This window comes from Microcystis sp. 0824 (genome assembly GCF_003112475.1).
Taxonomy (GTDB): domain Bacteria; phylum Cyanobacteriota; class Cyanobacteriia; order Cyanobacteriales; family Microcystaceae; genus Microcystis; species Microcystis aeruginosa_C.
The window spans coordinates 159,235-185,545 of sequence record NZ_BDSM01000013.1; the positions used below are offsets into that span (position 1 = coordinate 159,235).

General features: G+C 44.8%; 20 protein-coding genes and 3 pseudogenes. 6 read left to right on the forward strand and 17 right to left on the reverse strand.

What is annotated here, in order from left to right; translation table 11 throughout:
* Position 1: 1 nt before the first annotated feature.
* The 3 genes and pseudogenes from N0824_RS05605 to N0824_RS05615 form a co-directional block, all read right to left on the reverse strand.
* A complete protein-coding gene (locus N0824_RS05605; RefSeq protein WP_016515549.1) occupies positions 2-244 on the reverse strand; it encodes a hypothetical protein in 243 nt (80 codons plus the stop codon).
* 82 nt (positions 245-326) lie between these two features.
* Positions 327-826, reverse strand: a pseudogene (locus N0824_RS05610) (IS1 family transposase); the annotation flags it as partial.
* Positions 827-979: 153 nt separating this feature from the next.
* Positions 980-1,192 (reverse strand): annotated as a pseudogene (locus N0824_RS05615) (IS1 family transposase); the annotation flags it as partial.
* 28 nt (positions 1,193-1,220) lie between these two features.
* Between N0824_RS05615 and N0824_RS21240 the strand changes: the two are divergent.
* The gene (locus tag N0824_RS21240; RefSeq protein WP_108936024.1) at positions 1,221-1,571 is read left to right on the forward strand and encodes a hypothetical protein; all 351 of its coding nucleotides are present in this window, start codon (positions 1,221-1,223) and stop codon (positions 1,569-1,571) included.
* 229 nt (positions 1,572-1,800) lie between these two features.
* On the opposite strand, the gene N0824_RS05625 is transcribed toward N0824_RS21240, so the two are convergent.
* Positions 1,801-5,565, reverse strand: a complete 3,765-nt coding sequence (locus N0824_RS05625; protein WP_199224882.1) for an FAD-dependent oxidoreductase — start codon at positions 5,563-5,565, stop codon at positions 1,801-1,803.
* Between the two features lie 575 nt (positions 5,566-6,140).
* Here N0824_RS05625 and N0824_RS05630 point away from each other — a divergent pair.
* Positions 6,141-7,109: an integron integrase gene (locus N0824_RS05630; protein WP_108936026.1), complete on the forward strand. Its 969-nt coding sequence runs from the start codon at positions 6,141-6,143 to the stop codon at positions 7,107-7,109.
* 960 nt (positions 7,110-8,069) lie between these two features.
* Here N0824_RS05630 and N0824_RS05640 read toward each other — a convergent pair.
* The 5 genes and pseudogenes from N0824_RS05640 to N0824_RS05655 form a co-directional block, all read right to left on the reverse strand.
* Positions 8,070-9,584, reverse strand: a pseudogene (locus N0824_RS05640) (hypothetical protein); the annotation flags it as partial.
* 55 nt (positions 9,585-9,639) lie between these two features.
* On the reverse strand, positions 9,640-9,816 hold the full coding sequence (locus N0824_RS20920; RefSeq protein ID WP_002735384.1) for a hypothetical protein: 177 nt from the start codon (positions 9,814-9,816) through the stop codon (positions 9,640-9,642).
* A 64-nt stretch (positions 9,817-9,880) separates the two neighbouring features.
* On the reverse strand, positions 9,881-10,435 hold the full coding sequence (locus tag N0824_RS21245; protein WP_233256365.1) for a hypothetical protein: 555 nt from the start codon (positions 10,433-10,435) through the stop codon (positions 9,881-9,883).
* Between the two features lie 206 nt (positions 10,436-10,641).
* Positions 10,642-11,433 (reverse strand): biotin/lipoyl-binding protein, encoded by a 792-nt coding sequence (locus N0824_RS21250; protein ID WP_233256366.1) that lies wholly within the window; start codon positions 11,431-11,433, stop codon positions 10,642-10,644.
* A gap of 554 nt (positions 11,434-11,987) precedes the next feature.
* On the reverse strand, positions 11,988-12,509 hold the full coding sequence (locus tag N0824_RS05655) for a DUF2062 domain-containing protein (protein WP_108936028.1): 522 nt from the start codon (positions 12,507-12,509) through the stop codon (positions 11,988-11,990).
* 64 nt (positions 12,510-12,573) lie between these two features.
* On the opposite strand from N0824_RS05655, the gene mnmE reads away from it, so the two are divergent.
* Positions 12,574-13,947: a tRNA uridine-5-carboxymethylaminomethyl(34) synthesis GTPase MnmE gene (gene mnmE, locus N0824_RS05660; RefSeq protein WP_108936029.1), complete on the forward strand. Its 1,374-nt coding sequence runs from the start codon at positions 12,574-12,576 to the stop codon at positions 13,945-13,947.
* Positions 13,948-14,009: 62 nt separating this feature from the next.
* On the opposite strand, the gene N0824_RS05665 is transcribed toward mnmE, so the two are convergent.
* From N0824_RS05665 to N0824_RS05675, 3 genes are all read right to left on the reverse strand, one after another.
* On the reverse strand, positions 14,010-14,306 hold the full coding sequence (locus N0824_RS05665) for a hypothetical protein (RefSeq protein ID WP_002738090.1): 297 nt from the start codon (positions 14,304-14,306) through the stop codon (positions 14,010-14,012).
* Between the two features lie 112 nt (positions 14,307-14,418).
* Positions 14,419-14,727 (reverse strand): DUF4164 family protein, encoded by a 309-nt coding sequence (locus N0824_RS05670; RefSeq protein WP_002760170.1) that lies wholly within the window; start codon positions 14,725-14,727, stop codon positions 14,419-14,421.
* A gap of 113 nt (positions 14,728-14,840) precedes the next feature.
* Positions 14,841-15,116, reverse strand: a complete 276-nt coding sequence (locus N0824_RS05675) for a hypothetical protein (RefSeq protein WP_002737292.1) — start codon at positions 15,114-15,116, stop codon at positions 14,841-14,843.
* Positions 15,117-15,462: 346 nt separating this feature from the next.
* Between N0824_RS05675 and alr the strand changes: the two genes are divergently transcribed.
* Together alr and N0824_RS05685 are read left to right on the forward strand one after the other, a co-directional pair.
* The gene (alr, locus tag N0824_RS05680) at positions 15,463-16,659 is read left to right on the forward strand and encodes an alanine racemase (protein ID WP_108936030.1); all 1,197 of its coding nucleotides are present in this window, start codon (positions 15,463-15,465) and stop codon (positions 16,657-16,659) included.
* 423 nt (positions 16,660-17,082) lie between these two features.
* The gene (locus N0824_RS05685; RefSeq protein ID WP_108936059.1) at positions 17,083-18,387 is read left to right on the forward strand and encodes a cytochrome P450; all 1,305 of its coding nucleotides are present in this window, start codon (positions 17,083-17,085) and stop codon (positions 18,385-18,387) included.
* Positions 18,388-18,477: 90 nt separating this feature from the next.
* Here N0824_RS05685 and N0824_RS05690 read toward each other — a convergent pair whose 3' ends face one another.
* From N0824_RS05690 to glyS, 5 genes are all read right to left on the reverse strand, one after another.
* Positions 18,478-20,469, reverse strand: coding sequence for an AarF/ABC1/UbiB kinase family protein (locus N0824_RS05690; RefSeq protein ID WP_108936031.1), 1,992 nt, complete (start codon positions 20,467-20,469; stop codon positions 18,478-18,480).
* A 121-nt stretch (positions 20,470-20,590) separates the two neighbouring features.
* Complete coding sequence (locus N0824_RS05695; RefSeq protein ID WP_108936032.1) at positions 20,591-21,682, reverse strand: glycosyl transferase; 1,092 nt, start codon at positions 21,680-21,682, stop codon at positions 20,591-20,593.
* Between the two features lie 224 nt (positions 21,683-21,906).
* A complete protein-coding gene (gene bchI, locus N0824_RS05700) occupies positions 21,907-22,980 on the reverse strand; it encodes a magnesium chelatase ATPase subunit I (protein WP_108936033.1) in 1,074 nt (357 codons plus the stop codon).
* A gap of 83 nt (positions 22,981-23,063) precedes the next feature.
* Positions 23,064-23,453, reverse strand: coding sequence for a hypothetical protein (locus N0824_RS05705; RefSeq protein ID WP_108936034.1), 390 nt, complete (start codon positions 23,451-23,453; stop codon positions 23,064-23,066).
* 1 nt (position 23,454) lies between these two features.
* Positions 23,455-25,584, reverse strand: coding sequence for a glycine--tRNA ligase subunit beta (gene glyS, locus N0824_RS05710; protein ID WP_108936035.1), 2,130 nt, complete (start codon positions 25,582-25,584; stop codon positions 23,455-23,457).
* A 132-nt stretch (positions 25,585-25,716) separates the two neighbouring features.
* Here glyS and N0824_RS05715 point away from each other — a divergent pair, with 132 nt between their 5' ends.
* Positions 25,717-26,301, forward strand: coding sequence for a tRNA-(ms[2]io[6]A)-hydroxylase (locus N0824_RS05715; protein WP_108936036.1), 585 nt, complete (start codon positions 25,717-25,719; stop codon positions 26,299-26,301).
* Positions 26,302-26,311: the final 10 nt, after the last annotated feature.

Consider the following 26,311-nt stretch of genomic DNA (forward strand, 5'->3'; position numbering starts at 1 on the left):
CTTATTGGGTGTAGGCAGGTAAGTCTTGACTCATTTGATTTAAGTTGCTGGCAATGGCTTTCATCGTCATAAAAGCCGAGCTAAAGGCGATTAGCTCATTTAAGGGATAACTTCGACTCTCAACCCGCAAACTCAGTAATTGCTTCTCAAGAGATTCAATTTCTTGGATGAGCAATCCTAACTTTGGTGGGTTGAGAATTACCTGGGCAGCGATCGCAGTTTGTTGTGCGATCGCTAAAATCATCAGCCATTTTTACTTTTTTGGTGAGGACGGTGGGCAGACGTTTGGAGCGTTTTGCCCGGGCGTTGCTGAATTAAGCTATGAATCAGTAAGGAATAGGCACTTCTTGAAACTTCAGATAATGAATTAATAAACGAATAGAGTATCCTAACATTTCTGTAGACTTAGAATAGCAGAGTGTTTGGCGATGCAATCGGGCTAGATAATGTCTTAAACGTGTGTTCTCACCCTCTACTCTGGTCATATAAGTCTTACTAATTATATGGTCGCCCTCTGCTATAAAACATGGATAAACTGACCATCCATCACTCACATAAAAATAGCATCCCCAAGACTTAACTAATTCCCATAATGGGCGAAACGTTTCGCTACTATGGTCTCCGATTACCCAACCTAAAATTCCTTTTTTAAAGTGGTCAACGGCTCTCCACACCCAGATTTTGTTTTTTTTGAGCCAACAAAGGTTTCCAATTCATCCAGTTCCCCTACTTCAGGAATTGTTTCTGGGTCATAGGCGACTGGCAATAATTCTCCCACAGATTTTACCCAATTAATTACGGTCGTATGATGAACTCCCTTGGTTCTTCCGAACTTACACTGTAGAAAAGTCCCCAAGCTCCCTCTCTGTCCAGCAATGTTCTAAAGTTGATAAATATCAATCTAACAAAAACTCAAAGCCTTATTGTACAAGCTTTACAAGCATAAGTTGTTGATAGTTTTGCATGACAGGTTCGGTAGAGCCACTCCCTTTAGCCTTTCTATTCCTCTAAATCCCATCCCATTAACATAGGCAGTTAGGCATTCTCGCTTCGTTTTTTCGTCATAGCCTTTCTGTTTTTCATAGTTATTAATAAATTGACGGCCACAGGTTACACAAATATGATTTTGTTTACCTTGTTTATTGATGCCATTTTTACGGATATGGGTAGATTTACATTCAGGGCATTGCATTTTGATTTCCTCCATTCATATCTCTATTATGCAACGCCCTCAACTGGATGCTTTACAAGATGGGCTACAGCAACCGCTTCCTGAACCGATACGACAAAAGTTTTTACCTGAATTACAAGCGGTCGCACAACGAACTGCGATCGCTTTTGATGAAATGGCTGAGGCGATCGCTGCCCAGGTAATTCTCAACCCACCAAAGTTAGGATTGCTCATCCAAGAAATTGAATCTCTTGAGAAGCAATTACTAAGCTTGCGGGTTGAGAGTCGAAGTTATCCCTTAAATGAGCTAATCGCCTTTAGCTCGGCTTTTATGACGATGAAAGCCATTGCCAGCAACTTAAATCAAATGAGTCAAGACTTACCTGCCTACACCCAATAGGTAATAGGCAAATATTATCAGCCTGAAGGATCTCTGCTCTCAGGGCTGTATATTCAGTAGAGTGTAGGGTGCGTTAGGCGGCTATCAATTTAGTCAAAAAACTAAAATTAATAATTCGCCGTAACACACCCTACAAGATCGGCGATCGCACTAACGGTCGCGCTCACCGGACACAAAAAACCTTTAAACTCAACCGACCATATTTGTCCGTTCCGGTGCAGCGCGCTTGTTAGGTCTGGATCGTATTCATCACGTTCACGGGCGAGATCAGGTCAAACACAACCGTCTCTGGCACCGCATCGGCGTTTGGATACAGTTCGAGGTACCGGGCGATGTCCTTTGCCTGTCTGATGCGGATCGCCTGACCCACCTCGCGCACGTCTTGGTAAAAACTGTCAACGATGTCGCGTAGTGCTGGTACGACAAAACCATAGCTATCCTGTAGCACATCAATGGATGGCTCCAGCACACCTCGACCAAAGACGGTTTCAGGATAAGGACCCTGCCCAGTAACCGATGCGTTGATCTGGACATCCATAAAAGTCATGTTCCCGATATCCTCATAGGTCGCAGTTTGTGATGGCAGACAGAACAATACATCGGCGGATGTCCATTCAGCAGAGGATTTGCCTTGCGGGGGGGCGTACATTAGGGTGGAGGCGTTCGGTACGAATGCAGCGTGATTGTAGGCACCGTCATTGACCACGGTGTGCTGTACAGAGAACTGCCAGATAAACATCGTTAGCACTTGCTTTAGGCAGTCAGCGGTCTTGACCTCGCTGGGGAATCGCTGCGCCCGACGGTTGCCGTCGATATAGTTGAATGACGGGATTAACTTATCGAAGAATCGTTGCAGTTGCACATCTGCTGCAATCTCGCGATCTCCCCCCGGATATTGCACATTGACAAATGCGTTGACGAACCTGAAGATTGCTTTGAACCACAAGCTGGCATCGTGCACATAGGGGTAGGAAAACGGTGTTTCGGAAACCCCACGTTTCGCAGCATCGATCGGAATTGCTAGATCTAGGAAACGAAAATCACTATCGTTGTAAATCCGATTTTGCAATTGATAGTTGCCAATACGACCGCAAGAGAAGATTAAATCGTAAATGAAGCCGATGTTGTATACGCCGGGAGTGCCATTGATAGTTCGGGTTGTGGGGAATGGTTGGGCTGTCGGATCGTAGTCATGATTATAGATGGTTTGTTGGAACTCGACTGTCTTGACGACATGAGGACTCAGCAATTTGAACACAGGGTGTTGCTGGAACGGTTCGCTGGAAACAGGTTCGGTGAGTGGGTTGAATACCTCTTCCGAGAACAATGAGATCGACACCATCGCACAGATCTGGTGGGTCAGCAATTGATGAAAGCCAACATCATGGAGGGTTTGTCCGGCGCAATTGGTTTGCATTTTTGCCAGCAACCAGGCATTGGCGGCATTAGTCATATTGGGGGTGAATAGCTCGCCGCCCAATTCAAGCTGGATGCCCAGCGGCATCAGTTCGTTTTGCGCTGTGACTGTGAAAAATACGATTGGCTTGGCGAGGTAGTAGCCTTCGGGAATTACTGTACATGCTGACAAGTAACGACGATAATCTGCGATGTACTGAACATTCTCGATTGGCCCCAGGTCTTCCGGGTTAGGTACCTCAGCCGTGGCGATAAGCTGTTTGACCTCAGATACATTTACTCGTGTCAGCAGGTTCGGCATGAAACCGGCTAACTGCTGGCGTGCGAATTCATCGTCGTCCTTCAGCCAGAACTCTGGAGCGGGAATAGCCTGGAAATTGTTGCCATAATAGATGTCTTCTAACATATCTACCGCATTGTCCGTGCGGATAGGCTTCGGTGGTAATTTCGCCCGCTGCGCCACGTTATCGTCCCACAGTGCATTCAACATCTTGAGGACTTGCTTGTCCTGTGTCGTTGCTTTCATAGTCTGTGGCACTGTGTTGTAGTCGGCAATGAATGCAGGGACGAGACCTTCAAAAACGTAATTTGTATTCCCATAAATGCTGCGATCGCCATTGGGTGGCACTGCCGCCGCATTGCGATCCACCAGATTGTATTGATAGGCATAACTCATCTGGTTTGCGGTACTAGGATCGCCTTCGATATCGGGTGTTGTGTAAGTACCCCAGATCTCCTTCATCTGTTGAATTTTCTCCTTTGCACCCGCCTGCTGGAGGATATTCAGTACAGCGTTATAGGCTGAATCCAGCGCGCCGACGATCCAGCCGTGATGCACAGAGCAACCCTCCCCAGCAAAGTTGAGGCAGCCATCGAATTCTGGAGTTAACAGGGTGGGGTAGAGATACTTAAATTGATTGGGGTTAAACAGCACAAATGCGCCACCCCCAGCGTGTTCGTCCCAAAACCAGGTTTTTGTGGTTCTACCGTCGTCGTATCCGGCAAAGTGTTCGTAAACATCCACATCTGGGTAGAGATACTGAATTCCTTTAAGGCATTCTTCGATACGTTCGCGATCGCTTAGCGCTCCAAGTTTGCGGGCATCCATCGCCCAACAATAGATCTGTAGAACGCCCTGCTGGGCATTGTATCCATAGGATGGATAGATGATCTGGCGGTTGGGTCGGTCGGTGGCAGCAGCACCGTATCCCCCCTGTCGCTCTCCGGCTTCAATCCAGAACTGTTTTTTGAAGGTCAAAAATGCCTTGAATGCACTCATATAGTTGGATTCGCGGATTGCCTGCGCCTTGGCAAAGGAAAGACTATTGAGCAGGTTCAGCCGATCTGCGCCATTCAGGTAGCAGCCGTTGGGTAATGTGGCGATCGCATAAGGGTATACATGTTCTGAATCCTGTGAGGTAGCAAGGTCGCGAACGACCAACCGCATCCCACCATGACCATCATATAGCTCGGCATCGTGCTGCAATGACACCGCCTTGTGCCGCAGGTAGACCCGCTGGCGCTGGTTGGCACTAACAAGTTCTGGCGGGCTGGACCCAGCAGTTTGTACATTCTGGCTGTCCTTGGCATGGGGTGGTTGGGCATCTGGGGTCAGATTTGGTGGATTGTAAGTATAGGAACCATCCGGTTTTGCCGGGAGCATTCCGACCTGTATCTGTGCGATCTGACCATCCTTGCTTGACACTGCATCCGCCAGATCGAGGACAATGCGACAGGCATCGGGAAAATGCTGCATTCCCTTATCAACCGTCAACATATAGATGGCATTATCCCCGGGTCGATACGGATCTTTGCTGCCGCCCCAATCGTATACAGCTATCACCATCTCTACAAATGACACTGCATACATACCGCTGCCAACATTGGTGGTTTCTAGGAAACTGGCGACCGACCACGGCAGCAGGTCGTTCTTGGTACCCATCTGTGGATCGTAGTATTCGCCCATATCACCCAACCGAAACTGGGTGGTGAGATAGTCCCACATCGAGTACTGGTCAAATTGCATTAACAGTTCAAAGCCTTCCGCGAAGGAACGGTTGATGGCATCAAGGAACGGCTTGTTAACTTGGTCTAGTACCTGGTTAATGGGCAAATACTGATTTTTCTGGGAGTCTAGTTTGGGTGTCAGCCAAATGTCGGGCACGTCGCCACCAGTTGATTGACCAAAGTTGAACCCGTTCAGCACCGACTGGCTGCTGGTGGTGAACGTTGGCATATTGTTGTACCGGAGTCTTTGTTGGGGCGAGTTGTAATAGAACTTCCGCCAGTAGACTTTTTTGTCACCTAAACCGTTGCGATCCAGTACAGCATTGACAGCAAGCGCCACTTGTTGCACTGGCAGCATATCTGCGGAAAATTGCGGCAGCCGCATACCGCCGACTTCACCGTAAAGACCGGCCTTTTCCATGTCATTCGGATCGTAATCTGAGGAATACCAGGTGTCGATCCGCCCCCCAACCCGGTCGCTGCTTTCAAAGATGTCGCACTCAATGCCGAGAGATCGCAGGATTAACCCTGCGAAGAGTCCAGCAAAACCTCCGCCGACAATACCAACCATCGGATGATCGGTAGGGTTCTCTCGACTGCAAGCCTCAAATGTCTGCTGAAATCGCTGTGCATTCTCACGGCTGCGCTGCCTACTGACAGTAAAACGATAGTCCGAACCATAATTCCTCAACACCCAGCGAGAAAACGCCGATCGCAAGGAGCCAACGTTAGCAGTAACCGGGGGGGATGCCGATGAGGGTGAGTGAAAGGAGAGGTAGCTCATAAGTTCAAGGTTTGATCTTTAGAAGTTTGGGCCTTGCTGATTTGAGATATGAATCTTCTTTTGTGGGATTTTTAAAACCTAGACCCAAACTAACTTTTGGATAGGTGCAAGGTTGTCATTCATACCTTGATTCAGCAACGCCGAAGTTTGAATATCGAATGCTAGGGGACTACGATTTGATATAGCCCATGATGGGTTCACGTGCGACCTAACTATATATTATGCGGAAATTTTCCGTATATCACGCTAAATACGCACTTTTTAAAGAATCTTTCCGTATATTACGCTCAAATGGAGTGATCGCAAGAAGTTTTCCGTATAATATTACGATAAGCGTGTTATGCCGATTAGCGTACTCTGTGATGAACCCTCCCCCACCCCGAAAACTCCTAGACGTAGTGCGTGAAACCATTCGCCTCAAACACTACTCCTACCGCACCGAACAAACATATCTGGACTGGATTAAGCGTTATCTGCTCTTCCATCAGAAAAAACATCCTCGTGAGATGGGAAAAGAAGAGATCAAGTCCTTTTTGACCCATCTTGCCGTTGATAAAAACGTTGCCGCCGCCACCCAAAACCAAGCCCTCAACGCCATCCTTTTCCTTTATCGAGAAGTTCTTAAAATTGAACTGGAAAATATCGGTACATATTTACGGGCAAAAGGTCACAAACGTCTGCCCACCGTCCTCACCAAAGAAGAAGTGCAAAACGTCATGAAGCACCTCAGTGGTGTAGAGCATATTATCGTTCAACTGCTTTATGGTAGCGGGTTGAGATTGGCTGAAGCCCTCAATTTGCGCGTCAAGGATGTAGATTTTGCCCAAAATCAACTGATTATCCGCGATACCAAAGGCAAGGAAGACCGCGTAACCCCCCTACCCCAACGCCTTCAAACCTCTCTCAAAGAACATCTCCAAACTGTACAACGCCTACATCGACAAGACTTGGAAAGAGGTTACGGTTCTGTTTATTTGCCCTACGCCCTGGCGCAAAAATATCCAACAGCTGACCGTGAATGGATTTGGCAATATATTTTTCCGTCCTACACCCTATCCCAAGACCCGCGTTCCAGCGAAACTCGCCGCCATCATCTCCACGAAAGCACCATCCAAAAAGCTCTCAAACAAGCCGTTCAGCTATCTGGCGTACCTAAGCGAGTCAGTTGCCATACTTTTCGCCATAGTTTTGCTACTCATCTCCTGCAAAATGGCTATGACATTCGCACGGTGCAGGAATTGCTTGGCCATAAAGACGTGAGGACGACAATGATTTATACCCACGTTTTAGCCAGAGGTGGCAGAGGTGTGAGAAGTCCCCTTGATGATTGACTGATTGGTGATGACAGATAGTCTATAATTCACATAATATAGCGTTTTTCAGTCTGCTGAGGTACAAAAGTTATGGGTTTTAGGCAAAAGGCAAAAGGCAAGAGGCAAAAGGGAAGAAAAATAGGTGTACCTCACTAGCTTAGGAAACGCTATAAACTAGGAAATTATTAGATTATGACTACTACTGTTATCGATATTGGAACCTTAATTATTAGTAGCTAAAAATGGCTGATGATTTTGATGTTTTACCCGATGATATTATTAACAGTTTTGAAAGAGAGTAATTTTAAAATATGGTTCTTCCGAACTTACACTGTAGAAAAGTCCCCAAGCTCCCTCTCTGTCCAGCAATGTTCTAAAGTTGACAAATATCAATCTAACAAAAACTCAAAGCCTTATTGTACAAGCTTTACAAGCATAAGTTGTTGATAGTTTTGCATGACAGGTTCGGTAGAGCCTAAAATATTTACTAGATACTCATATTTTGCTTTGGTGGTTAGATAATAATAAAACTCTGAGTAAGTCAGCAAGACAAATAATTTCTAATTCAGAAAATGCTATTTTTGTTAGATAGTAGGTGCAGTGGTCACTGTCATTCAACCGACACGGGGTCGAGCGAGCCTCGGTTAAGATTGCCGGTCTCGAACAAATTTTCACAGTTTTAGCAACCAAATGAATTACCAGCGGTCGCAACGCGCTCGCTACGCGAGACCGCACAATAGACTGCGATCGCTGACTAGGTCATTCTCAACCCACCAAAGTTAGGATTGCTCATCCAAGAAATTGAATCTCTTGAGAAGCAATTACTGAGCTTGGGGGTTGAGAGTCGAAGTTATCCCTTAAATGAGCGGCCTTGCTGATTTGAGATATGAATCTTCTTTTGTGGGATTTTTAAAACCTAGACCCAAACTAACTTTTGGATAGGTGCAAGGTTGTCATTCATACCTTGATTCAGCAACGCCAAATATCCTTCCCGATGGCATCGGCTGCTACAATCGCACCGATGCGAGCGATCGGCGTAAACCCCAGCCAAGCACAACTGAAGTAGGCGAAAAAATAAGCCAGACTGCTACTAAAAGGATTATAACCAAAGGACTTGACCAACAGGTAAATACAGAGAATCGTCAAACTCAAGGAAACAGTGGCCGCCCAACCGATTGCGATCGCTCGCCCCCTTGTCGGTTGAATGACAGTGACCACTGCACCTATGATCACAATATCTGCCACTTTTTCGTAAGCAGAAGGATAGGGAAACTCGATGTGACGAATAATAGCCAGTAACAAACCAATAACCACGCCAAGACTGACAATTTCTCTCAGGCGTTTTAGGGATATAGGGGCCCATTTGGGAAAGGTAATCAGGTGTCTTCGCCTGAAAGTTGCAGTTACTTTGGTTTTATCGATTATCCTGCCTCCTAATCCCTCGCATTGTTGGATAAATCGAGATACAAGTTGAATAAATTGATAAAACTGTAGTGATTCTTGAACATCATACCGATCAATCTCTCCACTTGTTCGGAGATGATCAAGTTTACCCCCAATATTCGCTAAATCTTCTTCTAATTCTGTCAGGTAAGGGGTAGCTAAGATTTTTTTGGCGTTACTCAGATCCCTCAAGCTATCAAAGCTGTCGGTAAGATGAGTCGCCAATTGGTTTAATTCATCACTGAACTGATGCACTAAATTTTGTTCATGCTTTTCGCCCTTAAAAGCCATCAGATCAGCTAATTGTCGAGTCAATTGGTTCTGAATTGCCAAGATTTCACTCCAATTTTCTGCCACCAATATCTCACTACCGAATTCATGGGTTGCTTTTGTGAGTATTGAAAGGCTAGTTTGTGTTGATTTTTTAATCTGATTGAGTAAGTTAAGCTCGTTCTGCTCAATAGAGAGAGGATAATCCCGCTCGTCGACCTCAGTTTTTAGGTAGCGATCGAGGATTTTTTGGAACAAGTGCGGTATATCTTGAAGGATTCCCATCAAGTTCCGGTTGAGATCGGATCGAGTATTCTGGGGCCAAAATAGTAAGGCCACAGCAATTCCCACAGCGATTCCGATCCAGTTATCGATCAGGCGCGACCGCAAATAGAGCCAGATATCTTGTTGTGCTGATGTTCCTACCACTCTCATGGCAATTAAAGCGCCCAGTAGTGTGGCTTGGGAATAAGCGGCTTGCCATCGGTAAGTTTCACAGATCAGGGCGGCTAAAATGTAGGTGAGAGAGGGAATGACAAAAAAACTTGAGCCTTGGATTCCGTAGGCGTTCACCAGGATAGCGGCAATGATTCCCCCCAAAGCACTTCCCCCCAAACGCCCCAAACCTGCCGCAATCGCACCTCCCATCGATGGCTCAATCAGTACAGAGACATACCCAAAGACGGGATAGACAAAGTTGTCTAATACATTTCCTCGGTGCCAAAAGAAACTCGTTAAGAGAGCAGCACCCAGGGAAAATTTCAATCCCTGTCTGATCATTAGCCCGTTTTTACTGTCCAAGGTATCTCTATATCCTTTTTCGACTTACTCATTGTTACCCATTAATCGCTCGCTCAATCCCATATAAAATTAGTGCCAAAAACGTCACCAACCAAAACCAAAGCTGAGGAGGCTCACTATGGATCAAGATTACTAAGACAAACGCTGCGGCGATAATCCACCACTTAAACCACCAAGTCCACCATTGAGAACGTCTTTTCGGATTTTCCATATTAGGTTTAACCGTTTATTCTAGTCGTTGTTTCTTTCAGCTACTTACGCTCGCAAGATTGTGGTTAACGGTCGTACACCCCTGTAATCCAGCGAAAAGCAGGGGTTATGTAACTCACCAAAGAACGCTCTTCTACCACGGCATGGACATCTGCGGTAGTCCCGTTGGTAATTGTTTGGGGCGCTCCCTTGGCTTGGGTCCAGTAAAAACCACTCGGTGTATTGCGATCGACCTTCAGCGCTAAAGTGGCTTTGATAACACTTGCATTGACGGGTATAGGCTTATCGCGATCGTCTTCATCTCTACCCAGAAACAGCTTGCTGGCGAGTTCATGACTTCCGACTATATTTGCCAGTTCTGCCACAGTTACTGGCTGCTGATCGACGGTAATTACCTTAGCAACGATACCCCCATAGCGTTCGCGATCATAGAGATCGGGAACGACTTCTACTTCCTTGCCCGGTTCTAATCGTTTGGCATCACCACTCTTAAACAAGGCCACCACGTTGGTCTTGGCCTTTAGATTGGAGACTTCTAACGTACCTATGCGCCCCCCCGGAGCCAGGACTTCCCCCGGATTAACAGATAAGTCTAAAATCTTGCCGTTGTACAGACTCACTACATTTTTGTTGGCTTGAATAGTGGTTCTTAACGTATTAATCTCTCGTTGCTGGTCAGCGATCGCATTGTAACGAAGAATATCACTGGCTGTATCTTGCAGGTCTATTTGCCGTTTTTCTGTGTTTAGTATATTATTCTGGGCCGCCCGTGTTCAACTACTGGCAGGCTTTCATCAACCCCCTTCAGGCGGTCGCAACGCGCTCGCTACGCGAGACCAAGTTCTATTTGGACGCGATTGATACTATTAGAAGCCTCTAGATTATTGAACTGAAACAAATAGGAGGGAAAATCTAGCTTGGCGACAGCCCCCTCTTCGATAAGTTTATCGTAGGCGGCTAGTCTTTCATCCGTTGAGTTCTGGAAATTTTTAAGATATCGAGCATGGGAGAGATAGGCTTCTCGCTGTTTTTGATTACTGGATAATTGAACTTGAAGTGCTTTAATCTGAAGCTGATTCGCCTTTTGCTGGCGATCTATTGAGGCTGCATTCAATTGGCGACGACTCACTTCAATAGAGTCAACTCTTTTATCCTGCTGCTTGAGATCTGCTAACCTATCCTTTTTATCCTTTAATTCTGTTTCTAATTCAGGAAACTCTAAAGTTGCCAGTAATTGCCCTTTTTTGACAGAATCTCCCGGTTGAATCAGGAGGGTTAACACCCGCCCACCTTGACGGGGTTCGATATTAACAATAGAACGAGGAATCAAAATGACCGCTCGTCCTTGAACAGGAGTCGGAATCTTGCCAACTATCGCCCAATAACTCAGTCCTCCGAGCAAAAGACCCACCGGCATTAAGCGCAGGATTATCTCCCCTAATCTTCCTGTTGGCTCCGAATATTTAAACGGTTTTTCCGAATCAATTTTAGGATCAATTCCCGTTTTTATTTGATTATTATCCTGATGTTCTATCCTAGCCTGCTTTGTTTTCTTCGCACCCATATCTGGCTGCTGATGATTCTGAGCAGACATAGATTCGGCTTGATTTTTTGCCATTGTAATGAGTAAAAATCACTTAATTTGTAACATGATAAACATTCAGAGAATATTACTTTAGACTAGGAAAATCCTCTGAAAAAATCGCTCAAGCTATTTTTGAGATATGATAACTAGGCTACCTCGAAAGATTTACCGAAGGCTCAAACCTTTAAAATTTCCTGTAAGAAACCTAATAAAGTGGTACACTTGATGTGACCTAAAACAACCTAATAGGCATCAAGTGTTTGAGTCCAACACTCCGACTAGAGAGATAATCTATCGAAGGAGTTTACACCATTCCAGTTTCTAACTTACATAAGGCGTATAGTCTCATTGTAACCGTTCAGGGGGGGAGATGTCAAGCCGCCAGTGGCATTGACTCTGTGGAAGGACTCTCCTGGGGCAGCAGAGAAGGAGAAGAACTCCCTTTCTTAGGGGCGCAAATCGCTTCGGTCATGAATTATTCACAGGGCTACCTCCACTGCGCCAATTCCTGGTATCAACCGTAGGTGCTTCTCATCCATGCCCCTTAGATTACCAGATTTCGTCCCCCCCTGAACGGTGACAATTTATCAGCGTTTTCTCCTTGTTTGTCGGCGGTGATGCCATTGACTGAGGAGACGATAACTAACAAAATAAGTGATAATGCTCGCCAACAGACCTGTAATCAAACTGCCAAAAAATAGCGTTAAGAGAAATTTACCGCTCAAACTCCCCCAATTTTCCGCCCAACTTTGGTTAGAGGCAAAAATACGACTATCGATCGCTTGATTTCCTGGACCTAAAAATAATTCTCCCAATTTATAATTAAACAAAAACAGGGGAATATATGTAAAAGGATTACTCACCCAAGTGGCTGCCGCTGCCGCGATTTTATTGCCCCGCACACAGAAAGCTAAAAAAATCGCAATAATGATCTGTAATCCCATCCAAGGAAAAGCCCCAGAAAACACCCCCACCGCTAACCCGCGAGCGATTTCGATCGGATGTCCCTGCAATCGCACCAAGCGAATCCACCAGTAGCGATAGGAGCGCGTCAGACGATTAATTAGGTTATTCCCTTTATTTTTCGCTTTTAATGACCGTGAGCGCATATTTTCGGGATAAATGCTGACAAAATTGATACCAACTTCAATTTTAGCAAGGAGTGATTAAGAGATGTTGAACACAGGGGATACGATCGCCGCCATCGCTACGGCGATCGTTCCGGAACAGGGTAGTATCGGTATTGTCCGTTTATCTGGTAGTGAGGCAGTGGCGATCGCTCGTCGGCTTTTCCATAGCCCCAATCGTCAAAAATGGCAAAGTCATCGTCTTCTCTACGGTTATATCCGGCATCCCCAAAGTCAGGCAATTATCGATGAAGCTTTACTGTTGCTCATGTTAGCGCCCCGCTCTTTCACCCGCGAGGATGTGGTGGAATTTCACTGTCATGGCGGCATTATGCCCGTACAACAGGTGTTACAGTTATGTCTAGAAAATGGGGCGCGTTTGGCCCAAGCGGGGGAATTTAGCCTGCGTGCCTTTCTTAACGGCAGAATTGACCTAACTCAAGCCGAAAGCGTCGTCGATCTCGTTGGGGCGCGTTCTCCCCAAGCAGCACAATTTGCCCTCGCCGGGTTGCAGGGGAAACTCGCGCAACCGATCCGCCATTTGCGCGCCACCTGTCTCGATATTTTGGCTGAAATTGAGGCCCGTATTGACTTTGAAGAGGATTTACCGCCCTTGGATTGCGAGGCGGTTCTCCATAGCATAGAACAGGTTTTTTGTCAAGTAAATTTAATTTTAGCCACCGCCGAGCGCGGGGAATTGCTGCGTAGTGGTCTGAAAGTGGCGATCGTGGGACGGCCGAATGTGGGTAAATCCAGTTTGTTAAATGCTTGGAGTCGGAGCGATCGAGCGATTGTCACCGATTTACCCGGCACTACCCGCGATATCGTCGAATCTCAGCTAGTTGTGGCGGGAATCCCCGTACAAGTCCTCGATACGGCTGGAATTCGCTCGGCCAGCGATCGAGTCGAACAAATTGGGGTGGAACGTTCCCGCCAAACGGCCCGGTCTGCTGATTTAGTTCTCTTAACCGTTTCGGCAGAGTCCGGATGGACCGAAGAGGACGAGGAAATTTATCGCTCTGTCAGCGATCGCCGATTAATTTTAGTGATTAATAAAATTGATTTAGCTCATCCCGAAACGGTAATTTATCCAGCAGAAATTGAGCGAGTTGTCAAGCTTTCCGCCGCCCAAAATCAGGGTATTGAAGAGTTAGAAAAAACTATTATTAATGCTGTCCAAAATCAAGAAATACAGGCGGCTAATTTGGATTTAGCCATTAATCAACGACAGGCGGCCGCTTTAACTAGGGCGAAAATTGCTTTGCAACAGGTCAAAAACACAATTGACCAAAATTTGCCTTTTGATTTTTGGTCGATCGATCTGCGTACTGCCATTCAAGCTTTAGGAGAAATTACCGGCGAAGAAGTGACTGAATCGGTACTTGATCGCATTTTTAGCCGTTTTTGTATTGGTAAATAAGCAATGAGGAAATCTGGTCAACTGTGTTGGGTTAACTGTAGTCTTGTTGAGGATTGTATAACTCAGATATTACTGGAAAAAAAGACTTTCCAAGCGGCCGTAATAATGGCACTTCCCAAAAGGATAATCAATGTCCAGACCTGATTTTTTTGGGTTCCCTCTACCGATCTGAGCCGATTGTCGATGCCTTCAATTTTCCCGTCTAACACTTTAATATCCCCTTTGAGATCAGCTATTCCTATTTCTACTTTTGTCAAGCGTTCATCAATCTTATCGAATTTTTGACTAACTTCCTTGATACTGTCTTTAATTTCTTTAAGGACGACATCCAGGGAATAAGTGACAGTTTCGTTAGACATTGGCTAAACTCCTATACTGCATCTGGTTGGATATAATTTTATCTTAGTCTAGGCTTTAAGAAAATTTTCTTTCAGGAGCGATTAACTGTAGTCTTATTGCGGATTGGATAACTCAGATATTACTGGAAAAAAATACTTTCCAAGCGGCCGTAATAATGGCACTTCCCAAAAGGATAATCAATGTCCAGACCTGATTTTTTTGGGTTCCCTCTACCGATATTAGCCGATTGTCGATGCCTTCGATTTTCTCGTCTAACACTTTAATATCCCCTTTGAGATCAGTTACTCCTATTTCTAGTTTGGTTAACCGATCTTCTACCTTGTCAAATCTTTCGTTAACCCGCTTCTCAAGCGAGTCGATCTTTCCCTCAATCCTTGTGAGGACAGCTTCTAGGGAATAAGTAACAGTTTCGTTAGACATTTGGTAAACTCCTATACTGCATCTGGTTGGATATAATTTTATCTCAAGTCTAGGCTTTAAGAAAATTTTCTTTCAGGAGCGGTTAACTGTAGTCTTGTTGAGAATTAGAGAACTCAGATATTACTGGAAAAAAATACTTTCCAAGCGGCAGTAATAATGGCACTTCCCAAAAGGATAATCAATGTCCAGACCTGATTTTTTTGGGTTCCCTCTACCGATATTAGCCGATTGTCCATGCCTTCGATTTTCTCGTCTAACACTTTAATATCTCCTTTGAGATCGGTTAATCCTATTTCTACTTTTGTCAAGCGCTCATCAATCTTATCGATCTTTCCCTCAATCCTTGTGAGGACAGCTTCTAGGGAATAAGTAACAGTTTCGTTAGACATTGGCTAAACTCCTGTACTGCATCTGGTTGGATATAATAATTTTATCTTAGTCTAGGCTTTTTGGCATTCCTTACCCTATAGTTAACTTCACTTCTGTCCAACCACTGAGATAGTGTTAGGTGAAAATTTCCCTACTTTCTTGTCACTGATTACCCGTTACTGTTCATTCTCTAGGAAAAAACCCTAACTGCCAATTTTTTCGGGAACTTCCTAACATCCCATTCATCTTAAAGCCTAGATTCCGCCTGGAAAAAGGAGGAAATCCAGAGGAGTTTCCGGCTTTTTTCCTAGCCCTCTCGGTTTTCTTTTGGTATAAATTGGGTTATGCGTGCAAAGGAGTGAGCGAGTGACGTTTAGCATCGAACCAAAAATTATCAATCCGCCCAAAAACCGTCATGATTATCAATTGTCGGAAGTAATTCGCTATCGTGCTTGGGTAGAGATTGATCGATCTGCCCTACAACAAAACGTGCGAAAAGTCAAGGCCTTATTAGCCCCAAAAACGGAATTAATGGCGGTAATTAAAGCCGATGCTTACGGACACGGGGCAGTTAAGGTGGCTAACAGCGTTTTAGAAGCTGGAGCGCAGTCTTTAGCCATCGCGACTATCGGGGAAGGTATCGAACTACGCGAAGCGGGAATCGTTGCCCCAATTATGATTTTAGGGGCAGTGAACACCCCGGAAGAAGTGGCAGCCTTAGCCCATTGGCAATTGCAACCCACCCTGGTGCAAATCGAACAGGTACAAATTTTTGCCACCGTGATGAGACGCTTAGAACAGCGGCTGCCGGTTCATATCAAACTAGATACGGGGATGTCTCGCTTAGGTACACAATGGCAAAACGGCACAAAATTCGTCGAACAGGTTTTAGAGGCTCCTAACCTGAAAATTGCCAGTATATACTCCCATTTTGCCACGGCTGACGATCCCAATCCCGAGATCATGCAGTTACAACGGCAAAGATTCCAACAAGCGATCGCCGAGTTAAGATCAAAAGGTTATCATCCCCCCTGTCTGCATTTAGCCAACTCTGCCGCTACCCTAAGCGATCAATCTCTGCACTACGATCGAGTTAGAGTGGGATTAGCTCTCTACGGTCTTTATCCCGCCGATCATCTCACCGATAAAGTCCCTTTGCAACCGGTGCTACAAGTAAAAGCGCGCATTGCCCAAGTCAAAACCATTGCCGCCGGCTCGGGAGTGAGTTATGGTCATCAGTACATAGCGGCAAAAGACACCCGTATTGCTGTGGTCGGTATCGGTTACGCCGATGGAATTCCCCGCAATCTCTCCAATCGTTTAAAAGTATCCCTGAGAGGACGTTTAGTACCCCAAATCGGCGCGATAACCATGGATCAGTTAATGATTGACGTGAGCGAGATTCCAGAGGTAAAAACAGGGGAAATCGTCACCCTTATCGGTAAAGATGGCCCGCAGTGCATCACCGCCGACGATTGGGCGCGGGATTTAGGTACAATATCCTGGGAAATTCTCTGCGGGTTTAAGCATCGTTTGCCGCGAATTACTATTAGCAATGGCTAATTAGGCTTTGCGGCAAAAAGTTTTTCGGTGGGGGCAGGGTGTAGGGTGTAGGGTGTAGGGTTTTAGCGATTTTCATCTGGTAAATTACCTAATTTTCAGGGAAAAAGTACCTGAATTTTCCACCCGATCACTCCCATATCTGGTACTTTTTGGTTGACAAAAAGTCTAAAAGGTTTACCCAACAAGGTGTTCACATTTATTGAGCAAACCCTAATTATGGCGGTGATCTTAAAAAATTTCAATTGGCGGCAATTCTTATTATTGACTGGTGAGATGTGTAATTAACTTTGCTTAGGTACTTGCCTTGGTCAAGTGCGATCGCTGATTGCCAGGCTAGATTAGGGGATGAATTCTCCGGTGCTTTAGGTTAAAATAAACGGGGTTAATCGACGGCAAATGATTAGTTTTACCCTAGAGGCAGCGATGACTATAAGCAAAGATCTACCCTTACCCCCCGGCAGTTTCGGATTACCCCTATTAGGAGAAACAATCGCTTTTTTGACCGATGGGGATTTTGCCAGTAAACGTCATAATAAATATGGTCAACTTTTCCGTACTCATATTTTTGGCAGTCCCACGATTATTTTATCCGGTACCGAAGCTAACCGGTTTCTCCTCAGCAATGAGAATAAATACTTTGCGGCCACTTGGCCTAAAAGTACCAAAACTCTCCTGGGTAGCGCATCTTTAGCGGTGCATACAGGAGATGTCCACGCTTCCCGTCGTCGCTTAATCTATCAAGCTTTTCAACCCCGGTCCCTAGCAAGTTATATCCCTACGATAGAAACAATTACCGCTCGCTATTTAGAGCGTTGGCAAACCGCAAAAACCCTGTCATGGTATCCTGAATTAAGAAACTATACTCTCGATATCGCCTGTAAATTATTTGTCGGTCTTGACCAGGGTTCTGCTACCAAATTAGGGGAAGCTTTTGATACTTGGTGTGCGGGACTATTTACCCTTCCCCTTCCCCTTCCCTGGACAGCTTTCGGCAAAGCATTACGCTGTCGAGAAGAATTACTAGAAGCCATAGAAACTATCATTTTAGAAAGACAAAAAAATGATGACTTAGGCCAGGATGCTCTGGCTATCCTTTTACAAGCTAAAGATGAAAACGGTCAAAGTTTATCCCTAGCGGAATTAAAGGATCAAGTGCTATTATTACTCTTTGCTGGTCATGAAACTTTAACCTCCGCTATCGCCACTTTCTGCCTACAAATGGCACTGCATCCCGATATTTTTCAGCTTGTCTTGGAGGAAATAACTAATTTTGATCTATCCAGTCCTTTAAGCGTCGATACCCTCAAACAGATGACCTATTTAGATCGCGTTTTAAAGGAAGTTTTACGTTTTACTCCACCCGTGGGAGGAGGATTCCGTCGGGTAATAGAAGACTGTCAATTTAACGGTTATCATTTGCCGAAAGGATGGGTAGTGCAGTATCAAATCAGCAATACCCATAAAGATAATAATATTTATTCCCATCCTGAAACCTTCGATCCCGATCGCTTTTTAGCCGAAGAAAAACCCTACGGATATATCCCCTTTGGTGCGGGATTGCGCGAATGTATCGGCAAGGAATTCGCTCGTTTAGAGATGAAAATTTTAGCCGTCCGTTTAGTAGAAAAATACGATTGGCAATTACTCCCCAATCAAGATCTGACCCTCACCTCTATCCCCACTCCCCACCCCCGGGACGGTTTACAAGTCACCTTTAAACCTCGTTAACTGGCTAGGATAAAAAAACTTTAAAAACAGTTTAACGTTTTTCTCGGAGCCGTGAAATTTATTTCACGGCATTTATTGACCGAACAGAGGTTAATCGGCAGCGGGTAAAGCTTTCGATAATTCTCCATTTTGCTGATGATTTGGTCTATCGAATTCGAGAACTAAGTAACGAATTAAACGCGCTAGGGATTTTTGTAGCAAACCTTCAGCAATTTTTTGTCCCATCTGTTGGGTTTCCGGTTTAACGATTAGTTTCGTCATCACTGGCACCATAGCCATGGCATCAAATCCTTTCGTTTCCTGTAAAATATTAAAGATGTTGCGAAGATGCTCAAAACTCTTAGCATCACCTAACAATTCTGGGGGAGTTTCTTGCACAGCTAAACCCACCTGTTCCCGGAAATTAACCGTGAGATTAAACCAAGTGCGACGACCGAAGTTATCGAGCGCATTGACTAACTCATTAACTAATTTTTCGCGGATAAATATACCCCTGTCTGAAAGGAGAAAATCTAACGCTTGATCGGTGACTTTCTCGAAGTTAAAATCATTAGAATCTTTAGCATTACGCAAGAGATTTTCTAAACGATTCCAGCGAAAAGTACCATCTTTAAACAATAAATCACGCAGGGAATCTCGCAACTCCGTGGAAGGATCGGTGAGCAGACGTTTAGCAATATAAGGGTAGGCTTTACTCAGTACCTTAAAATTAGGATCGATGCCAATCGCTATTCCCTCTAAAGTCACCATCGAGCGAATAATCAGGGCATAATAGGCAGGAACTCGAAAGGGAAACTCATACATCATCGCCGACATTTTATCGGTGATACTTTTAAAGTTTAATTCTGCCACACTCGCCCCTAAAGCATTACCGAAAACTTCCGAAAAAGCGGGAACGATTGGCTCTAAATTGGTGGTGGGTGACAGGAAGTCTAACTTAACATAATCCTTGGCCAAAGACTCAAAATCCCGGTTGACTAAATGCACCACCGCTTCGATTAAACCGTAGCGTTGATAGGGTTCAATATTGCTCATCATGCCGAAATCAAGATAAGCTAATTTACCATCGGGAGTTGCTAATAAATTACCCGGATGGGGATCCGCATGGAAAAATCCGTGTTCAAGTAATTGACGCAAAGAACACTGCACCCCCACATTAACTAAGTGGGTGGCATCAATACCCTGGGCCTGAATTTCTTTGATATTAGTTAATTTTGTGCCGTCCACCCATTCCATGGTTAAAACCCGTCTCCCGGTATATTTCCAGTAGATTTTGGGGATGTAAATTTCGGCAATGTGACCATAAAGTTGAGCGAATTTTTCGGCGTTTTGTCCCTCGTGAAGATAATTAATTTCTTCAAAAATACGAGCGGCTAATTCGTCGGTAATTGCCACTAAATCGGAGCGAAGTCTTTTAATATTACCTTTCACCCAAGTCGCCAAACTACGCATGATATAAACATCTAAAGTTATACAGCGAATCAAATCGGGACGCTGTACTTTAACGGCGACTCTCTCTCCGGTTTTTAATTTACCTTTGTAAACTTGTCCTAGGGAAGCGGCCGCTATGGGATTGGGGGATAATTCTGCATAGATTTCTTCGGGACAATAACCTAATTCTTCTTCGATAAAACGATAGGCAATTTCGTTAGGAAAAGAGGGAATTTGATCCTGGAGAGTGGTTAATTCTTCTAAATATAAAGGTGGTACTAAATCAGGCCGGGTAGAGAGAGCTTGACCGATTTTAATATAGGTCGGTCCCAATTTGGTCAACATTTCCCGCAATTGTACGGCCCGTCTAATTTCATTTTTTGGCGATTTTCCCCGCAGTTTATCCCACCAGATACCGATGACAAAAGATAAAACCGGCAGGGCAATTTCGATTAATCTCCCCAAAACGTCTAGAGGTCGCCGACGGTAATAGTCGTTAATAACTTGGGGATTGTAGCGCCAACTTTCGGCTACGTTGTCATCCATGGGGCCGATATCTTCCCGATGCTCTTCGGGAATATGGACCGGCTGCACTTCAACGGTAATCGCTTCTGGGGTTTGCGTCTCCGGGGAGATCATCTGTTCGGACATAGTTCGGTGACGGGGCAGGGTGATTTGTAAACTATTGTAACAAGTATCGGCTTGCTGCCCGATCTTGTTTCTGTCTCCCTAGTTCTATGTTCAGGTTGGCCGTCAACTTTACCCTGGAGGGTTATTGCCTCTCAAAGTATTCTACAATAGCTCTCGCTATCGATTCTGCACCATCTTTAGCCAGTTTAACCTTTAATCTGGGCGGTTGGGGAGCTTGGCGTAAAAAGTCCCAATTACCTTGAAAAAATTCCTCACTGCTAATAATTTGATGATAACTATAATCTTGGATCCCAGCCAATAAAATCGCTGCTTCGGCGAAACCTTCTCGCATCAGGGAAACAATCGGAACCTCTAATTTTAAAGCCTCGGCAAAGGTACTATATCCTGGTTTGGAAATAATTCGATCGCACAGGGGCATAAAATCCACAGGACGATATCTCCGATCTGGTTTATCCTGTAAGCGGACTAAATTGGGCAATTCGGGCGCGTTTTTTTCAAAAGTGATAAATTGCCAATCGGGAAAACTGGCGAGGTTATCATAGGGAATTGCTTCTAATCCTAACCCCCCAAAACTCAATAAAATAGTTTTTTCTTTAGGGGCATTTAGCTTAAATTCCTGTCGTAATTGTTCTTCACTGTAGCGGGGTGTACCCCCGGTTAAATTTGCTTCTGTAACGTGAGGAAATGCTGTCATTGCTTCCGCTAAAGGCAGTTTAAACAGGCGATCACATTGATTATAACAACCACTAATCCAATCACTAATACTGGCGAATTCTTCACCCCAATCACGATAGATAAAATCCCAGCCAAAGTTACCAATCATCCAACAAGGAAGCCCCGCACTTTTGGCAATTAGTGCCGCTAAAGGCGGTAAATCGGCTACAACTAAACCCACACGATTAGTTTTAATAAAATTAACTTCACTAGCAATAATTGCCCTTGATTGAGCAATTATTTGTTCTAATTTTTCTTTAGTAGCTAATTTATCCATCGTTAAACTATCCGATTGGATTACCCCCACATCAAACCCCCGATGTCTTTGAATATATTCTCCGGATATATAGGAATCTAATAACCAGCGCGGAGCAGTGGTGACTAATATCGGCAAAATTTCGGGATTAAGTTCAATAATATTAGCTACCACCGAAGCACTGCGGACAGCATGGCCAAAACCATGATTAGTAACGGCAAAATAAACAACAGGACGAGACATATAGCAGTTATCTTAATGGTCAGATAAGAAGTTTTCCTTTTGGGGAGTCGGGATACTCCGAGACGATGCCCTGTCAGATCATACTTGATCTATACGATAAACGCTGTAATATCTAAGTAAAAGGAAAAAAGCGATTAAAATTCTCCCAGTCAGAGGTCAAAATAATGCTTTCATCACTTTTGACTATTAAAAAACCCTCTCTTCGGGGAGAGGGTGAATTAGATTTAGGAATTTTCTTCTAATCCAAAGACGCGATTAAAAGCTTTCAAGACTTTATAACCAGAATCGATCGATTCTAAGGGATCTTTCCGCAAACGGTGACGTAAACAGAGAACAATTACCCGACGGATATCATCTACCGTCACAGTTGTCCGTCCTTCCAAAGCGGCCAGAGCTTTAGCGGCGCGATTGGTAACGATATCACCGCGCAATCCATCCACGTCCAACTCGGAACAAACCTCGGAAATTTTCACCCGCAGCTCATAATCAAGCTCCACGGAAGGCAAAAGATTCTGGGCCTCCACGAGCTTTCTTTGCAGTTCTTCCTGTTCTAAGTTGTATTTCTCTAAAAACGAGAGAGGATTGCCATCAAATTCCGCACGCTGTTCCACGATTTTGACCCGTAGAGGTGGTTCTTTGACGGTGTGAATCTCGGCGTGCATTCCGAAGCGATCGAGCAGTTGTGGGCGCAATTCTCCCTCTTCTGGGTTGCCCGATCCCACCAAAACAAACCGGGCCGGGTGACGGATGGAAATTCCTTCCCGTTCCACCGTATTCCAACCACTAGCGGCCGAATCTAATAGCACATCGACGAGGTGATCGTCAAGTAAATTGACTTCATCCACATAGAGAATGCCGCGGTTAGCTTTGGCCAGCAAACCAGGTTCAAAAGCTTTTACCCCTTCTGACAGGGCCTTTTCGATGTCAATCGTGCCACAGACCCGATCCTCCGTGGCACCGAGGGGCAGATCTACCATAGTGACTTTTTTCTTGGCAATGGTCAAGGGGATGGCCTCGTCCACCCTTTGCCGTACCTCATCGCTCATTAAATCGGGATCATTGGGGTCAGAATTAAAGGGATCGTTAGCAACTACGTCAATTTCCGGTAAAAGGTCGGCTAAAGCCCTAATCGTGGTCGATTTTCCCGTACCTCGATCTCCCATGATCATCACCCCGCCAATTTTGGGGTCGATGACGTTGAGCATTAGGGCCAATTTCATTTCTTCCTGGCCGACAATAGCGGTGAAGGGAAAAACCACGCGGCGAGTTTTCGGAGGAGCTTGGGGAGTCACGGTCATAAGTGGATTCAAAAGTCAATAGTTGTTGCGTAAAGAATTATATCTAGTGGGGATTCTAGCCGTCAGCTTTCAGCAAATCTTTATTATTGTAAGTCTTTTTTCCTGCTTTTTAAGATCCAGCGCCAGAGGGGATGACCTGGCCCTTTGTCCCGGATTTTCTGCACCCTTTGCTCTAAGCGCAGTTTTTCTCTGGGGGAAAGTCCTAAAATAATGTTGCGACTTTGCCAGACTAACACTGCTCCTGTAATGGCAACACAAAAGGCTAGACCTATAGAAGCCCAGTAATTGAAAGCTAAAGCGTATCTTAGGGCTGTCCAAGTAAAATATTGCCGCATTAAGGCTATATCATCTCGTAAAACCCATAAACTAGCCGAACCAATCCCTAACCAACAACCCAACACGAATAACCAACGACCCCATACCGTCAGTCGATGTAATCTTTGGACCTGTTGCTGTAGTTCAGAATCGGCCATTTTAGTTGACAATTGCCCCAAAATCTGCTAGGACTCGGGCGTGATTTCGCAGTAAACCCAACAAATTTAAACGATTGCGACGGACAGATTCTTTTTCGGCCATGACTAATACACTATTTTCGCCATCAAAAAAGTCAGCCACCAAGGGAGAAATTGCCGTTAGAGCAGTGACGAGACGCTGATAATCTCTTTGCTCTTTTGCGCTGATAGTTTCGGGAATTAGGGCAATTAAAGCGTCATAAAATGCTTGTTCGGAGGATTGTTCAAATAAATCCCTATCGATGATTCCCTTGGTTTCTAGGGTAGTTGTATCTAAATCTCCTTTTTGTGCCAAACGGGTCGAGCGATTGACGGTTTCATAGATGTTGGCTAACTGACCATCCTGACGAATTTGTGATAAAAAGCGGGCGCGTTCACGGGTATCTAATAAATTTTCTAAAGCGCGAGACTTATACTCTGGATCGTTTTCCCCTAAAACTGCATTAACGAGATCATAATCTATCCTCAAATCATCAATTAAGAGAGTTTGCAGACGTTGTAAAAAGAAATCTTTGATCAGATTGACTGGGTTGGGTTTATCGGGATGACTGGTAACAAAATCCTTAGCTATCTGCTCAATTAAGGCCAAAAGATTGATATTAAAATTGGCTGACCAGATAATACTAATTATTGCATTGGCAGACCGACGGAGAGCGAAGGGATCTGAGGAACCAGTGGGCAGCATTCCCAGTCCAAAAATACCGACTAAAGTATCTAATCGATCAGCAATTCCCACCACTTGACCGGTGATTGTTTCCGGGAGTAGATCCCCGGCATTGCGAGGCAGATAATGTTCAAAAATGCCCCGGGCAACTATAGCCGATTCACCACTAATTAAAGCATATTTTTCGGCCATTACTCCCTGTAATTCAGGAAATTCATAGACCATTTGGGTAACTAAATCCGCTTTACAAAGCATAGCAGTGGACTCTATATCACTGCGACTTTGTTCATCGAGATTTAACTGTTCGACGATCATCTGGGCAATTTCCATAATCCGATCGACTTTATCGCGCATGGTTCCCAATTCTTCTTGGAAAGTGACGTTTTCCAGTTGGGGAAGGAAACTATCTAAGGGTTCATCACAATCGGCAGTATAGAAAAATCTGGCATCGGCTAACCGTGCGCGGATAACCCTTTCATTTCCTGCGGAGATAATCTCAGATTTCTGGGGATCGCCATTAGAAATAGTGATGAAATAGGGTGACAAACCCTGTTTAGTCTTGACTGGGAAATAACGCTGATGTGTCACCATCACGGTAATAATTACTTCTGGGGGTAATTCCAGAAATTCATCGTCAAATTTGCCGACAATTGCCGTGGGATATTCGACTAAGTTAGTTACTTCTGCTAATAAATCTGCGGGAATTTCTGCCACTCCCTCCAGTGTTTTGGCCAGGGTGGTAATCTGACCAGTAATTATCTGTTGACGCGCTTGCGGATCCGCTTCCACAAAAATCGATCGCAAACTGGTTAAATATGCCTGGGGATGACTAATAGCTAGGGATTGCGGGTGTAGAATGCGATGACCAAACGTTAATCGATCGCTGGTTAAAGTGGTAGAGCCATTAATTAATTCTAGGGGCAAAACTTCCCCATCAACTAAAGTTAATAACCAACGAATTGGCCGGGGAAATCTTAAGTCTCCATCTCCCCAACGCATGAAACGTCTTCCTTCCAAACGGGTAATCCATTGGGGAATTAATTCGCTTAAAATCTCGGCTGTTGGACGACCCGGAATCGTTTTTTCAATATAGACAAATTCTCCTTTGTCTGTGGCACGAATGGAGAAAGCGTCGGTTCTAACTCCCTGTTTTCGAGCAAAACCCTCACCAGCGGGGGTAATTTGACCATTTTTGTAGGCGGCACTAACTGGGGGTCCTTTGATCTCCTCGCTGCGATCTTCTTGCTCCCTCGGTAATCCTGTGATTAACACGGCCAAACGGCGCGGGGTTGCGTAAACTTGAATAGCAGTCGCGTCCAGAGATTCCGTCTCTAAACTCTTGCTAACTCTTTCCTGCAATTGTGCGATCGCGCTATCGACAAAATCTGCGGGTAGTTCTTCTGTACCGACTTCCAGTAAAAAATCCATCTGATTGATTGGCCGTGTTTATGCTTCACCAATCATCTAGGCTATCACAGAAGCCGTGTCCTTAGTTTTTGACTGGTGTTGTTCGACTTTTTGGGTTAGGGTGAAAGATGCAGCAAATTGGAATCAGCGACGATGGGAAAGATTAATTTATTAGTCACTGCCACCTCTGAGGATTGGATAGAACAGGCAATTAATAATTTAGAGATTATTCTGCTCGATCATTCCCATTGTGAGCGAAAAGCGGCAGGAGTGGCCTTAAATCTCATGTTTCGTTATCCTTCCTACGCTTCCCTCGTGCGGAAATTAACGGCGATCGCGCAAGAGGAATTAGAACATTTTGAACAGGTCAATCAATGGTTAGATAAATGGGGAATTCCCCTCGCTCCTTTGAATTCTCCCCCTTATGGTGCTAAATTAAAGGCCCAGATTCGTCACCAAGAACCCGATCGCCTTTTGGATTCGCTGTTAATATCAGCTTTAATCGAGGCGCGTTCCCACGAAAGATTAGGTTTATTGGCAGAATATTGTCCCGATCCTCAATTAGCTCAATTTTATCGCGGTTTAATGGCTTCCGAAGCCCGTCATTATGGTATTTATTGGCTCTTAGCAGCGGATTATTTTGAACGGACAGTGATCGAGCAACGTTTAGAAACTCTAGCGGCGCTCGAAAGTGAGATTTTAGCCAATCTGCACCCGGAACCTCGTATTCATAGTTGATTGCACCCAA

Bases quoted from the DNA above. Each gene is read 5' to 3' on its own strand.
- N0824_RS05695 (WP_108936032.1), bottom strand. From the start codon at position 21,682: ATGTCTCGTCCTGTTGTTTATTTTGCCGTTACTAATCATGGTTTTGGC.
- N0824_RS05655 (WP_108936028.1), bottom strand. From the start codon at position 12,509: ATGCGCTCACGGTCATTAAAAGCGAAAAATAAAGGGAATAACCTAATT.
- N0824_RS05670 (WP_002760170.1), bottom strand. From the start codon at position 14,727: ATGTCTAACGAAACTGTTACTTATTCCCTAGAAGCTGTCCTCACAAGG.
- N0824_RS05665 (WP_002738090.1), bottom strand. From the start codon at position 14,306: ATGTCTAACGAAACTGTCACTTATTCCCTGGATGTCGTCCTTAAAGAA.
- N0824_RS05715 (WP_108936036.1), top strand. From the start codon at position 25,717: ATGGGAAAGATTAATTTATTAGTCACTGCCACCTCTGAGGATTGGATA.
- N0824_RS20920 (WP_002735384.1), bottom strand. From the start codon at position 9,816: ATGGAAAATCCGAAAAGACGTTCTCAATGGTGGACTTGGTGGTTTAAG.
- N0824_RS05675 (WP_002737292.1), bottom strand. From the start codon at position 15,116: ATGTCTAACGAAACTGTTACTTATTCCCTAGAAGCTGTCCTCACAAGG.
- N0824_RS21240 (WP_108936024.1), top strand. From the start codon at position 1,221: ATGCAACGCCCTCAACTGGATGCTTTACAAGATGGGCTACAGCAACCG.
- bchI (WP_108936033.1), bottom strand. From the start codon at position 22,980: ATGACCGTGACTCCCCAAGCTCCTCCGAAAACTCGCCGCGTGGTTTTT.
- N0824_RS05625 (WP_199224882.1), bottom strand. From the start codon at position 5,565: ATGGTTGGTATTGTCGGCGGAGGTTTTGCTGGACTCTTCGCAGGGTTA.
- N0824_RS21250 (WP_233256366.1), bottom strand. From the start codon at position 11,433: ATGGCAAAAAATCAAGCCGAATCTATGTCTGCTCAGAATCATCAGCAG.
- N0824_RS05685 (WP_108936059.1), top strand. From the start codon at position 17,083: ATGACTATAAGCAAAGATCTACCCTTACCCCCCGGCAGTTTCGGATTA.
- N0824_RS05605 (WP_016515549.1), bottom strand. From the start codon at position 244: ATGATTTTAGCGATCGCACAACAAACTGCGATCGCTGCCCAGGTAATT.
- N0824_RS05630 (WP_108936026.1), top strand. From the start codon at position 6,141: ATGAACCCTCCCCCACCCCGAAAACTCCTAGACGTAGTGCGTGAAACC.
- mnmE (WP_108936029.1), top strand. From the start codon at position 12,574: ATGTTGAACACAGGGGATACGATCGCCGCCATCGCTACGGCGATCGTT.
- N0824_RS05705 (WP_108936034.1), bottom strand. From the start codon at position 23,453: ATGGCCGATTCTGAACTACAGCAACAGGTCCAAAGATTACATCGACTG.
- N0824_RS05690 (WP_108936031.1), bottom strand. From the start codon at position 20,469: ATGTCCGAACAGATGATCTCCCCGGAGACGCAAACCCCAGAAGCGATT.
- glyS (WP_108936035.1), bottom strand. From the start codon at position 25,584: ATGGATTTTTTACTGGAAGTCGGTACAGAAGAACTACCCGCAGATTTT.